Genomic DNA, 13,318 nt, shown 5'->3' with positions numbered 1-13,318 from the left:
CACGCCGCTCAAGCATGATAGACTAACCAGTGGCTTTTCAGTGACCACACGAAAGTGCGCCCAAAAAAACAATATTTCGGGACATGCAATACGCACCAGAGATGATCCCGCCATATTTTTGAAATCGTCTGGCAAACGCGTTTCAGGTTTTAGAAGCCCTCTCTGCCTGCGCCTGAAACCACGGGATCATCCGCGCAATGGCATCCTCAATTCTGTCTGTCGAGACAGCAAAACTGAAGCGCATAAAATGGGTGCCTTCTACAGGGTCAAAATCAACGCCCGGCGCAGTTGTCACTCCAGTCTCTAGCAGAAGCTGTTTGCAGAATGCCAAGCTGTCATTAGTCAGATGGCTGATATCGGCATAAATATAAAAAGCACCATCTGGTGGAGCAATATGGTTCAGCCCCAGTTGGGGCAAAGCCTTCAGCATCAGGTCCCGATTACGGCGGTAGGTCTGCACATGCCCTTCAAGTTCATCCTGACATTCAAACGCAGCAAGGCCTGCATGTTGGCTAAGGGACGAAGGTGTCAGGAACAAATTGCCCATCCGGGCACGGGCGGCATCCACTTTTTCAGGCGGTACAACCAGCCACCCCAAGCGCCACGGCGCCATACTGAAATATTTTGAGAAGCTGTTTACCACCAAAGCCGTAGCGTCATATTCCAACACACTATGAGCAGGCTCGCCATAACTCAGACCATGATAAATCTCGTCTGAAATAATGCAGATCTTGCGATCCTGACAGACACGCACAATCGCCTGCATTTCTGCCGCAGACAAAATGGTGCCTGTCGGGTTTGCGGGGCTGGCCAGAATCAGTCCCTGCGGCGCAGGGTCAAGAGCCGCTATCGCCTCCGCAGTCAGTTGAAATCGCTCTGCCTCTCCACAGGCAAGTTCAATGGGTTCCATATGCAAGGTCCGCAATACATTGCGGTACGCTACATACCCCGGTCGGGCCAGTGCCACTTTGGCTCCTGGCACAAAACTGACTGTCAGAGCCAGAACCAATGCGGGGGACGCGCCGCATGTCAGAATAATCTGATCGGCAGTAAGCGATACGCCATACGTATCCTGATAATGCTGGACAATCCGCTCTTTTAACGGCTGACTTTCCCAATAGCCCATCGGGTCCGTTGCCAACACATGCTGTGCTCGTTCTATGGCTTTCTGCGGCGCACCTGTAGAAGGCTGACCGAACTCCATATGAATAATGCTCCGCCCTTCCGCCGCCAGTTTGTGCGCAAGCGCACTGATGGTCATGGCATGAAACGGATCTATATGGGGAACAGTCATGAAGGCCTCGATGCTGAACGCTGGTGGGTTACGGGCAACTCACCAGAAAGACCTGAAAGCCCTAACATAGTCTGCATACCGCCCCAACCGGACTACGATAACGGAAGCGGTGGTTTAGGACGCATGGTCCTGATATCGGCACAAACAACCGATTTTCTTGGCGCTATACGAAGACTTTGTAGCAACGGCCTACGCTGCACCTCATGCCACTTCATACAAAAACGCAGGGACAGGCAGAAGCAGTGGCACGATCCATCGCGACCGGAACACCGCCAGAAAAACACAGAACAGCCTACAGAAATCGTCAGATCACCTGACGATTTTTTAAGTCTAACCGATCAGGAACGCGATGTGGGAGACACCACCACACAGCCGCTCAGACGTCGGCATGCCGCTACAGCGTCATCGTGCGACAAGTTGGTCAAACGCGCACGATAGAGACGGCTTTTCTTCACCTGCACGGCCGCAACCTGCGCTTTCGCACCAGAGAGAGAAGTATTGGCTTTGGTTCGGGCTTGACCGGTGGCCTGCTGCGCCATGGAAGCAGAACCAAACGCCCCAACCTGAATGGCCCAATCACGCGGTTCTGCTGCGCGGGCCTTGCGCGTCAGGAGCGGTGCTGGCTCGGCCATGGCGGGGCTCACAATGTGAAAACCACGGCCCTGCTGGGTGCGCGATACTGGTGTTACCGCCGCCACCCGCACAACATGCGCTGGTGCAACGGCTGGCTGCGTCGCTGGCGCTTCATCCTGAGCCGGGTCAGCCAGCGGGTTATCAACAGGTTCGGACGCATCAACCGCCTGTGCGACCTGAACAGGTTCCGAGGCAGACGCAGAAGAAGCCGCCCCCAACCGTTTTGCCCAGACAGAACTGACATCACTCCGTGCTGTCGCAGCCGCAATGCTTGAGCCTGCATGAGAAACCGGATGCCATTCAGAACCATAAGAGGGGGTGTCTGACCCACTCTCATTGCTCGCCGCTTCAGCAACTTGAACCGGCTGGCTACCAGCAACGCTGATGCCATCCTGTTTATGTGCCCACGCCGTCTGCACGGACGATGTTGTGGAATTGCTTTGAACTGGCTGATAGGCCAGAGCCATGGAATCGTGGCTGGCAACCAGAATATCTGCCTGAGACCGATTTGACGGAGAGATACCCACAATCTTGCGCCCGATGGCCGCAACATAGTTACGTGTTTCACGCGGCAGGGTGCGGTTACGGGTCAGAAAATCTTCAAGCCGCCCTGGGCCGGCATTGTAGGCCGCCAGAAAGCCGGGGGAGCCATAAATATCGTACATCTGACGCAGATATGCTGTGCCGGCCAGAATGTTATCGTGCGGATCAAACGGATCATCGCCCAGATTATAGGCGTAACGCATTTCATCATAGGTTGGCGGCATAAGCTGCATCAGCCCCATAGCGCCGGGTGCCGAGGTCACAAACTGGCCGTTATGAAACAGCCGACCGCCAGATTCCTGCTGCATGACTGCGCGTACCCATGCGTCGGGCACGTCAAAGCGTTTTGCGGCTTCCTGAATATACGGCCCCCACGGGTCTTCCGGCGGACCGGGCGGGGCGTAATATGACCGGGCATGGGCCCGATAATGGGCTGCTTCTTCTGCAACCGGCATGGATGGAGAATCACCCGGCCGGGGTTGTCCGGCACAGGCTGCCAGAAGCGCCAGCAGACCAAGGGCTGGGGAGGATTTGAGAACCCGTCGAACCAGTTGGGAACCACGCCGGGCGTTGTGAGTGCCAGAATAGGAAGTTGGCGTGGATGTCATGGATTATATCCGCCCTGTCTGGAAGACGAGGAACACCGGCTATCCCGGAAATCCTCCTGAGAGTATGTGGAAAGAATCTTGTCTAAAGGTTTATATCGACAGCTTCTGCCATGCAACACGTCATGCATGGACACTGTCCAAAACGGAAACCGGGAGTTGCAGGCAGAAGCCTGATCGGATAGGCGAGAAAGCATGATGGTCACCGCATCTTCCCCCGAACAGACAGTAAATGCAGATTTTTCTGCACCATCCGTCATACCACCGGCTGGGCAGACGCCGCCGCCAGCACGCAGTGCCAGAAAGTCACGCCTGTCTTTGGCATGGCAGGATATCATGGAAGCATGCGGCCTGTGGCGGCTAGCTGTTACATTGGGCTGGCTGGATGTACGGCTGCAGTATAGCGGCTCAACCTTGGGACCGTTCTGGCTGACACTGACGACGGCCGTGATGGTTGGTGCCATGGGGGGCATTTATTCTCAACTATTTCATCTGAAACTGCAGGATTACCTCCCCTACATCTCAATTTCGCTGATTCTGTGGCAAAATGGGCTGTCAACACTCATTCAAGAAAGTTGCGGCACATTTACCCGTGCGACTGATACCCTGCGCTCGGTCACAATGCCCTACACCGTGCAAGCACTCCGAACCACCATCCGCTGCGGCGTCATGTTCAGCTATACCGTGATTGTGCCGGTGGTCGTCTTTATCATTATGGGAAAATGGCCAGGGGTAACCATGCTCTTGGCGCTCCCGGCTCTTGCACTGTGGCTGATTGATTGTGTGGCATTCTGCCTGTTGCTGGGGTCAGTCTGCGCCCGTTTTCGCGATATACCGCCTATTGTTGGCAGTCTTTTGCAGATTTTCTTTTACGTAACACCCGTTATCTGGGAAGCAAAACAGCTTGGCCCAACCGCAACGTGGCTTTACCTCAACCCATTTTACTCCATGCTTGATATTGTCCGCATGCCTTTTCTTGGCCACGTTCCGTCTGGCTTGTCCTGGGGGATTGCTTTGGGCACCAGTCTGGTTCTGTGCCTTCTCTCACTCTTCACATTCTCCCGCTCACGCAGCAAACTGGCGTTCTGGGTATGAATGAAACGCTGATACACGCCCGACGGGTGCCAGAAGGCACGTCCCATATTATCATTGACAAGCTGTCGCTGAATTTCCCCATTTTCCATGGTGGTGCGCGCTCGCTCAAGAAAATGCTGCTGAAACGCGGTAAATCTGTGCTGACAAACGCGCGCACCCTGCGCACAGGCGGTCAGGTTCAGCTTGAACCCGGCGAAAGCGGGACGGTACAGGTTCAAGCGCTTGATAATGTTTCCCTTTCTATCAAAGCGGGAGAACGTGTTGGCCTGATTGGCCACAATGGTGCGGGCAAATCCACCCTGCTGCGTGTCATGGCGGGCATCTATATGCCTGATGCGCCCAATGTTGATATTTATGGTCAGGTTGCCTCCTTGCTGGACGTCAATTCCGGCATGAATCAGGAACTGACAGGGCGGGAGAACATCACCCTGATGGGCCGCCACAAGGGTATGACCACCCCCCAGATCCGCCAGCTTGAAGAAAATGTTGAAAGCTTTGCCCAGCTTGAGACCTTCCTTGACCTCCCCGTACGGCTTTACTCCACCGGCATGCGCATCAGGCTTGGATTTGGCATTGCCACAACCATGACACCCCAGATTTTGCTGATGGATGAATGGTTCATGGCTGGCGACTTCCATTTTCAGGAACGTGCGGAAAAACGTCTGGCCTCGGTCGTCAACGGTACGGATATTCTGGTCATCACGTCCCATGCCTTGGATGTTCTGGAAAAATGGTGCACGCGGCTTATCTGGATGGAAGCTGGCCAAATTCATATGGATGGACCGACCAAAGAGGTAATGCTGGCATATAAGGCTTCAACAGCCACTCCCGCAGCATCTTAAGGAACACAGACAATGATGGCATTTGTGAAAACCTTTGCCATTTATCTTGGTGCTGGTTTTGCGGAAATTGCAGGCTGTTTTGCTGTCTGGCTCTGGCTGAAAGAAGGCCGGTCAGCCTTTCTGCTTGTCCCCGGCCTGATAAGTCTGATCGTGTTTGCTTTTCTGCTCACACGTATTGATACCGACAGTGCTGGCCGCGCCTACGCCGCCTATGGTGGCGTTTATATTACGGCATCTTTGCTCTGGATGCGTCTGGTAGAAGGCCGCTCGCCCGATAAATGGGAATTGGTGGGAGCCGCCATTTGCCTTCTGGGTGCTTTTCTCATTCTTCTAGCCCCCAGAGCTGGCGCGTAAAGCCGCACCTCACTCCATCTGTCATCCAGCTAAAAAGAAACCCCGCCTGTATGAAACAGGCGGGGCTTTTCAGTCATATATGCCAGTAATCAGCAGATTACATGCTCATGACGTAAAACAGGGTAGCCGCAATCGCGATGGTGATTGGCAGGGTGAAAATCCAGGCCAGTGCAATTTTGGTCAGCATCTTCGGATTGATGCCGCTGCCAGAGCCAATCATGGTGCCCGCAATACCTGCGGTGATGATGTGCGTCGTTGAAACAGGCAGACCTGTGTAGCCAGCCGTCGCAATCAGACCAGCGCCCACCAGTTCAGCCGATGCGCCCTGCGCCGGGGTCAGATGCGTATTACCGATCTTCTCGCCCAACGTATGCACAATGCGCTTGTACCCAATCATCGTGCCCAGACCCAAGCAAAGGGCACTAAGCAGACGCACCCACCATGGTGCATATTCTACTGTGGGACGCAGCGTGGCGCTGATATCCTTGGCTGTCTTCTTTTCAGCAGCAGACGCTGTTGCGTTGTTGCTGACTGCTTTCAGGCCAGCAATCACTTCGTAAATGTCGGCGCGCAGCATGGATGGCACGACTTTTTCCGGATCCGTATTCTGCAAACGGGCAGCAGACGCAATCGCTTCATCACGCAGACCATCGTGGTCATATTTCTCAATCAGCGGCGCGGCGATAACAGCCTGCGGGGCAATCTGGGCAATATGCGGCGCAGCATTGGGGCTAAGCGCAAAAGTTGCTGGCAGAATACCAATAATGGTCAGCATGATCAGACCAATGCTCTTCTGCCCGTCATTGCTACCATGGGAAAAGCTGACGCCGGTGCAGGTCAGAATAAGCAGGCCACGCACAAATTTATGGGGCGGTTTTTCACCCTGCGGTGGCACATACAGTTCAGGGTCCTTCACCACCAGTTTCATGACGGTATAGAGCAGCCCCGCACCGACCAGACCGAGAATAGGTGAGATAGCCAGTGCACGCAGCACTTTCCAGATTTGGGACCAGTCAACACTGTTGCCCAGACCACGGGCATGCAGAAACGCATCCCCAATCGCAACCCCGATCAATGCGCCGATGACGCAATGAGAACTGGAGTTCGGGATACCAAACCACCAGGTAAACAGGTTCCACGCCAACGCCGTTCCAAACAGCGCAATCAGCATGGGCACGGCAGGATCACCGTTAGGGGGAGAGAGAACATCTGCCGGCAACAGTTCAACAAGCCCGTAAGCCACACTGATACCGCCGGCCAGAACCCCGATGAAGTTCATCATGCCAGACCAGATCACCGCGACCTTGGGCTTGAGAGAATGGGTATAGATAACTGTTGCTACGGCGTTGGCCGTATCATGAAAGCCGTTAACAAATTCAAACACACACACCAGCAGAAAGCAGGTGGCCAGTGCCAGAATGGAAAGCGCCGAATACGGAGCAAAATGAAGCATGGGAACCACGATATGAGTTGCGATGCCCGTATTAAGCGCGGATTTTCCGGCTTTTCACCTACCCCCTGCGGGATTTCATAAAAGAGTCACTCAGGCTGTTCTATAGACCGACCCGGCTTTACCGGTTGTTTAAGAGAGAACTGACAAGAGTCAGCCATAGAAAATTCTAGGATTTCCGCAACGCTTCAAATTATTATATTATGTTTGAAATTAAATAACACTCATCGCGTTTGGATTTAATGATGTTACCTCCCACGCCAGAACATCCCGCCGGAAAAAGAGTATTAAGCTTTTCCGAAAGGATCTTCTTCCACCACAGTCCTGCCAGAATCCGTCAGGACAACCCAAACCTAAAGCAGCTTGGTCAGTTTCAGCACAAACCATGTGCCCAACATGATGATAAAGCACAGAACACCAGCCTCTACCGTGCCCCATGATCCATCTGTCAGAAACATGCCACCCGTATTCATCCCGAAGAAGCCGGTAATAAATGTGGCGGGAAGCATCAATGTGGTGCCGACAGAAACGATGTACAGACGTCTGTTGGTTTCTTCCGCCTGGTTGGAGGTCAGTTCGTCCTGCAATGAACGCGCACGGTCCTGCAACGCCAGAAGATCGTCCAGTGCGGCATGAACCTGACGTTGCGAGCGATCCCGCAGATCATCCTCGGCCCACTCTGGCAGTTCCAGTTCTTCATCCCGGAAAATACGGTCAACAGGTGACAGAACACGCCGTAACTCCGTAGAACGTCGGCGGACCACACCCAGCAGACTGCTCATACGGCCCAGATCCGTATCTCGATCAAGCATCAGCAGCACATCTTCCGCACGATCAAGCTGATCATCCAGACGCGCAAAATCACGGCGCAAGGTATCTGCAAATTCAAGAAGCGCACGGTCAACCAGATTGGCCGGAGACCGCGGCACCAACCCGCGCTGAAGTTCGTGAAACACAACACCCAAAGCCGGGATCGGATGCCGACGGGTTGTAATCAGCAGGTCAGGCTGAAGCGCAAACCGCCACGCTGTAACATTGCGATCATCATCCGTTGTCGTGTCATCAAAGGCAGGAAGAGCGCCGAAAACGGTATCTTCCTCACTATCCAGGCGGATACTGCGTTCAAGGTTGGTCAGGACTTGCCTGACTTCTTCAGGAAGAGAGGGTATGCTTTCTATCTGCGCGCGCGACAGCGTATGCACGATATCGAAGTGGAACCACGCCCACCCTTGCATGCTGGCATACTCCAGCGGGAAACTGCCGGTTTCAAGCCGTTGGCCAACAATATCACGATCAAGTTCAATGGGGTCTTGGCCGGGACGGCAGAAAATGGCCCAGATCAGACCATCACGCAGCCGGGTGCCGCCTTCGGAAATCAGATCAGGCATAGCGGATGAGGTGGTTCCGGCCATCGCTCAACTCCCTGCTTCCCGCACTTATAGGCAATGCCTGACCGGCAGACGATCCGTAATCCCTACCTGACGCAAAAGCGCTGTTACGGTAGAGTCGCCCGCTACATATCACGAGGTCGCATGAGGGTAAAATGCGACCTCGTGTAAATTGTCCTGCTTACCGCGGGCGGACAGGACGACGAGCCTGTGTACCGGCTCCATTTCGGGCCGCGGCAGGTTTAGCGCGTGACTTCAACGCGGGTGCGGCCGCCACTTCGGCCTCAAGCTGTGCAATACGCTTGCGCACACTTTCCTTAAGCGCTGGAGAAGTATGAGACTTCATGGATGCCAGAGTTTCTTTCAGGTCACGCAGTTGCTTCTGCTTTTCAGCCAGATTGCGGCGGATGGGCTGATTATCAGAAAGCTGACCATGAAATGCACGCATGGGTTGAACTCCAATCCTCAAAAAACCACCAGACGGCATCACGCCGCACGGGGCATACAATCAATACACGCCTCCCTCCGCCCACAGACGGAGTGAGAAAAACTTATCCTGATAAAAAATGCAGAGAGCACACACGTTTTCTGCCCACAGAAAGCCGAAGGCAGAGAAAGCTTCTTCAGGTGTTGCGGCGCAGGATATCCCGCAGTGCTGAGAGCAACTTATCGCACTGCTGGTCGGTTCCGACCGTGATACGCAGCCACGACGCTGTGCGTGCCCCACGCAGATGCCGGACAATAATGGCGCGTTCCCGCAGGTTGGCCGCCAGTTCTGCCGCATCGCGATCAGCATGGTGAATATACACAAAATTGGCCTGCGAAGGCAAGACCTCAAACCCCAGAGCCTGCAAGCCAGACGCCAATGCCGTGCGGGACGCAATGACCTTCTGCACCGACTTCTGGAACCATTCCTCGTCCTCAACAGCGGCGGTGGCCCCTGCTTGGGCAATACGGTCTAACGGATAGGAATTAAAGCTGTCTTTTACCCGCACCAAGGCTTCAATCAGATCAGGCTGACCAAACGCAAACCCTACGCGCAAGCCAGCCAGCGCACGCGATTTGGAGAAAGTCTGCACCACCAGCAGATTGGGATAATCAGCCACCAGCGTGACCGCGCTGTCAGCCCCGAAATCCACATAGGCTTCATCCACCAGCACCACACGATCCGGGTGCATTTCCAGCAGACGTTTGATGTCGTCCAGACCGAGCGCAATACCGGTCGGTGCATTCGGGTTAGCCACCACCACACCGCTACAGGGGCCTGTGTAGTCTTCCACCTGAATACGCATATCCGGCGTCAGGGGCACTTGCCTGTAAGGCAGACCGTACAGACCGCAATAAACCGTATAGAAACTGTAGGTCACATCCGGGAAAAGGAGGGGATCACCATGCCCGAAAAGAGCCTGAAACGCATGGGCCAGCACTTCATCCGATCCGTTCCCGACAAAGACGCAATCAGGTGTTAACCCGACCCGCTTTGCCAGTGCAGCACGCAGGGCCGCCGCTTCCGGATCGGGGTACAGGCGCATGGTGTCATCTGCGGCATCACGCATAGCCTGAAGCGCCCGCGGTGATGGCCCGTACGGTGATTCATTTGTGTTCAGCTTGATCAGATTAGTCAGCTTTGGCTGCTCACCCGGCACATAGGGTGTCAGTGTATGAACAAGGGGGCTCCAGAAACGGCTCATGCTGACCTATCCGCAAAAAAAACAGGCGGCCCTCCATTCAGGCCGCCTTACTTTCCCTAACCGATGCACCAGCACCTGAAAACCCTGACTCACGGCATGGCTGGCTTTTCAACCACTCGCGCAGATTTCGTCCGCATCAGGATGCGGCGCGGGTGTCTTCCTTCATCAGGGCCGTCAGCACCGTGTTCCCCTGCCGATGCGCCAGATCAAGTGCGTTCAGGTTTTCCCCATCGCGGCGTGTTGGGCTTGCTCCGGCTTTCAGCAACAGTTTGGCCATATCGTCACGGCCAAACATCACTGCAAACATTAATGGCGTACGGCCAACACTGTTCGGCACATCAACCCCTGCCCCGGCATCCAGCAGCAGCCGAGCTATGGCAAGATTACCCTTGAACGCAACACCTGCGAGAGCCGTCGCCCCTTTTTCATCCTGTAGATCTGGCTGGGCACCGCGCGCCAGCAGAAGGGCAACCGCATCAACGTACCCATTATAGGACGCCAGAATAAGCGGCGTATAACCCTTTTCAGCACGCAGGTTAGGGTCCATTCCGGCATCCAGAAAACTGCTGAGCAGTTCCGCATCGCCCTCGCGCGCCGCATTAACAAACAGAGCTTCAATCTGCTGCTGCGTAAACCCACCAGCGGCTGCATCCGCGCCAGCAGGTGTGGCATCCTGAAAACGGGGGTCCTGAGAAGAAACCTCTGTCATGGCCAACCTCCGGAAAATATAATGGTTTACGACTTACGCAGCAGACCCATTCTGAGCAGTCCCGAAAGAACGGCCGCGCTATGTCTTTCAAACATCTATACCGCAAACGCCCGAACCTGTGCACCGTTTCCTTTGATTTAGCCTCTGACAATTCCGCCATATGGTCTAGCAATTCGCCAGTCACGAGGATGTGAAGGCTCTGTATCTGCGAGCTTTCAGAAGGGCCCACTCACTGTCTATCGCCTGAAAAACCAAGCCGAACCGTGCCTGTCCTTACATCTCGGTGTCGTTTGTAATCACAAACAGGGTGAACACCCCCTGATGGAATATCTGCCTGCCCCTATGCAGCCAAGCCGACTTTTCAGGCGTTAGACACGCGCCCCATTCTGCCTTTCTGGCATCCGGGGCGATCAGATTGTCTCTGCTCTCTTGCCGAGGAGCGCCGGACCGTGTGAATGTGCGGGACCTTGGCGGAGCCAGACGCAGCTTTCGATGGGAAAGCAGCCACTGGTTCCCGACTGTTTTCGGGCCGGAATACGCCCATTCTGGAGGATAGGTTAGCATGCGTGCCTCATTTCCCACCCCTCTCCGCGCACCATCTGGTGCGGAAGCCGGCGGGACGGCCAGTCTCGATAACCTGTGCATCAACACCATCCGCACCCTTTCCATGGATGGCGTACAGAAAGCGAATTCAGGCCACCCCGGCACGGCCATGGCGCTGGCACCTGTTGCCTACACCCTATGGCAGGATGTGCTGAACTACGACCCCGCAGACCCTCTATGGCCCAACCGTGACCGCTTTGTGCTGTCTATCGGCCATGCCTCCATGCTGATCTATTCCCTGATTTATCTGGCCGGTGTGCGTCAGGTAAAGAACGGTAAGGTTACGAACGAACCCGCCCTGACGCTGGAAGACCTGCAACAGTTCCGCCAGCTTGATTCCAAGACGCCGGGCCACCCGGAATACGGACACACCACAGGCGTTGAAACCACAACCGGCCCGTTGGGTCAGGGCTGTGGCAATTCCGTTGGTATGGCCATGGCTGAAAAGTGGCTGGCCGCACGGTATAACAAGCCGGGGTTCGATCTGTTCAGCCACCATGTCTACACTCTGTGTGGGGATGGAGACATGATGGAAGGTATTTCCAGCGAGGCTGCCTCTACCGCAGGGCATCTGAAGCTTGGTAATCTGATCTGGATGTATGATGCCAACCGCATCTCCATCGAAGGGTCAACAGACATTGCCCTGACCGAAAATGTGGCCGAACGGTTTGCCGCTTACGGCTGGCAGGTGCTTGAACTAAAAGATGCCAACGACACCGCTGCCCTGAAAGACCTGCTGGCGCAGGCCAAGGCAGAAACCACGCGGCCAACCTTTATTCTGGTTCATTCAGTCATTGCGTGGGGATCACCCAAGAAAGCTGGTACAGCCGCTGCGCATGGTGAACCGCTGGGTGCTGAAGAAATCTGCGCTACCAAAAAAGCCTATGGCTGGCCGGAAGATAAAAGCTTCTACGTGCCCGATGGTGTTCTTGACCACATGCAACAGGGCCTTGGCGCGCGCGGGGCAACTGCCCGTGCCACGTGGGAAAAACTGTTCGCCGACTACCGCAAAAGCTACCCTACAGAAGCAGCTGAACTGGATGCCATTTTTGCTGGCACACTGCCGGATGGTTGGGACGCCGATATTCCCACCTATGACGCCAGCGAAAAAGGCATTGCATCCCGTGCAAGCTCTGGCGAGGTGCTGAATGCTGTTGCGGGGCGTCTGCCTTGGCTGCTCGGCGGTTCTGCTGACCTTGCACCGTCCACCAAAACCCTTCTGAAAGGCGAAGAAAGCTTCCAGCCTAAAGAATGGAATGGGTCCTACGCGGGTCGTAATTTCCACTTCGGTGTGCGTGAACATGCCATGGGCGCGATTGTGAATGGCATGGCGCTGTATGGCCTGCGTCCGTTCTGCGCTGGCTTCCTGATTTTCTCTGATTACATGAAGGCCCCCATTCGTCTGGCTGCCCTTATGAATCAGCCTGTCACCTACGTGTTTACGCATGATTCCATTGGCGTGGGCGAAGACGGGCCAACCCACCAGCCTATTGAACAGCTTGTCCAGCTTCGCGCCACACCGGGTATGACCACCATTCGCCCCGGCGATGCAAACGAAGTAGCGGAAGCATGGCGGTTCCTGATTGCCAAGCAGGATGGGCCGGTGGCACTGGCACTCAGCCGTCAGAATCTGCCAACACTTGACCGCAGCCGCTATGCTTCTGCGGCAGGCGTTGCCAAGGGTGCTTATGTTCTGGCTGACAGTGCGGAAACGCCAAAAGTCATTCTGATTGCTTCAGGCAGTGAATTGTCTTTGGCTGTGTCTGCCTATGAAGCCCTTAGCAAGGACGGTATCCCGGCACGCGTTGTGTCCATGCCAAGCTGGGAACTGTTTGAAGCCCAGCCCAAGGACTACCGTGACAGCGTTCTGCCCCCATCCGTAACAGGCCGCGTGGCTATCGAAGCTGCCTCTGCCATCGGCTGGGACCGCTATACAGGGTTTACAGGTGAAATCATTGCCATGCGCGGATTTGGCGCCTCTGCCCCCGCGGACAAACTGATGACCAAATTTGGCTTCACACCAGAAGCCGTGCTGGAAGCTGCACGCCGTCAGGCACGCTGACCCTCAGCACACGTTACATCGTATCGGAATGTATTTTCAGGCTCCCCTT

General features: G+C 55.1%; 12 protein-coding genes. 4 read left to right on the top strand and 8 right to left on the bottom strand.

Annotation, left to right across the window (positions count from 1 at the left end; genetic code table 11):
* Positions 1–142: 142 nt before the first annotated feature.
* Both Abin_RS01725 and Abin_RS01720 read right to left on the bottom strand, forming a co-directional pair.
* Positions 143–1,294, bottom strand: coding sequence for a pyridoxal phosphate-dependent aminotransferase (locus Abin_RS01725; protein WP_048844630.1), 1,152 nt, complete (start codon positions 1,292–1,294; stop codon positions 143–145).
* A 338-nt stretch (positions 1,295–1,632) separates the two neighbouring features.
* The gene (locus Abin_RS01720) at positions 1,633–3,078 is read right to left on the bottom strand and encodes a transglycosylase SLT domain-containing protein (RefSeq protein WP_048844629.1); all 1,446 of its coding nucleotides are present in this window, start codon (positions 3,076–3,078) and stop codon (positions 1,633–1,635) included.
* A gap of 192 nt (positions 3,079–3,270) precedes the next feature.
* Between Abin_RS01720 and Abin_RS01715 the strand changes: the two genes are divergently transcribed.
* The 3 genes from Abin_RS01715 to Abin_RS01705 are packed head-to-tail and all read left to right on the top strand — an operon-like array spanning position 3,271 to position 5,366.
* Positions 3,271–4,170: an ABC transporter permease gene (locus tag Abin_RS01715; RefSeq protein ID WP_084593389.1), complete on the top strand. Its 900-nt coding sequence runs from the start codon at positions 3,271–3,273 to the stop codon at positions 4,168–4,170.
* Positions 4,167–5,012 (top strand): ABC transporter ATP-binding protein, encoded by an 846-nt coding sequence (locus Abin_RS01710; RefSeq protein ID WP_048844628.1) that lies wholly within the window; start codon positions 4,167–4,169, stop codon positions 5,010–5,012. Before Abin_RS01715 ends, Abin_RS01710 begins: the two co-directional genes overlap by 4 nt.
* Before the next feature lie 15 nt (positions 5,013–5,027).
* A complete protein-coding gene (locus Abin_RS01705) occupies positions 5,028–5,366 on the top strand; it encodes a YnfA family protein (RefSeq protein WP_048844811.1) in 339 nt (112 codons plus the stop codon).
* 97 nt (positions 5,367–5,463) lie between these two features.
* Here Abin_RS01705 and Abin_RS01700 read toward each other — a convergent pair whose 3' ends face one another.
* The 6 genes from Abin_RS01700 to Abin_RS01675 form a co-directional block, all read right to left on the bottom strand.
* On the bottom strand, positions 5,464–6,819 hold the full coding sequence (locus Abin_RS01700) for an inorganic phosphate transporter (protein WP_048844627.1): 1,356 nt from the start codon (positions 6,817–6,819) through the stop codon (positions 5,464–5,466).
* A 350-nt stretch (positions 6,820–7,169) separates the two neighbouring features.
* On the bottom strand, positions 7,170–8,228 hold the full coding sequence (locus Abin_RS01695; RefSeq protein ID WP_048844626.1) for a transporter: 1,059 nt from the start codon (positions 8,226–8,228) through the stop codon (positions 7,170–7,172).
* Between the two features lie 157 nt (positions 8,229–8,385).
* The gene (locus tag Abin_RS01690) at positions 8,386–8,652 is read right to left on the bottom strand and encodes a hypothetical protein (RefSeq protein WP_048844625.1); all 267 of its coding nucleotides are present in this window, start codon (positions 8,650–8,652) and stop codon (positions 8,386–8,388) included.
* A gap of 175 nt (positions 8,653–8,827) precedes the next feature.
* Positions 8,828–9,895: a histidinol-phosphate transaminase gene (gene hisC / locus Abin_RS01685; RefSeq protein ID WP_048844624.1), complete on the bottom strand. Its 1,068-nt coding sequence runs from the start codon at positions 9,893–9,895 to the stop codon at positions 8,828–8,830.
* Positions 9,896–10,031: 136 nt separating this feature from the next.
* Positions 10,032–10,604, bottom strand: a complete 573-nt coding sequence (locus Abin_RS01680) for an ankyrin repeat domain-containing protein (protein WP_048844623.1) — start codon at positions 10,602–10,604, stop codon at positions 10,032–10,034.
* A gap of 273 nt (positions 10,605–10,877) precedes the next feature.
* Entirely contained in the window at positions 10,878–11,168 is a 291-nt protein-coding gene (locus Abin_RS01675; RefSeq protein ID WP_048844622.1) for a hypothetical protein, read from the bottom strand.
* On the opposite strand from Abin_RS01675, the gene tkt reads away from it, so the two are divergent.
* A complete protein-coding gene (gene tkt, locus Abin_RS01670; RefSeq protein ID WP_048844621.1) occupies positions 11,167–13,269 on the top strand; it encodes a transketolase in 2,103 nt (700 codons plus the stop codon). The two genes, Abin_RS01675 and tkt, sit on opposite strands and share 2 nt — an antisense overlap.
* Positions 13,270–13,318 lie beyond the last annotated feature (49 nt).

The organism is Acetobacter indonesiensis (genome assembly GCF_000963945.1).
Lineage (GTDB): Bacteria > Pseudomonadota > Alphaproteobacteria > Acetobacterales > Acetobacteraceae > Acetobacter > Acetobacter indonesiensis.
The sequence above is the reverse complement of the archived record's forward strand: the minus strand, read 5'-3'. Positions and strand labels throughout refer to the sequence as shown.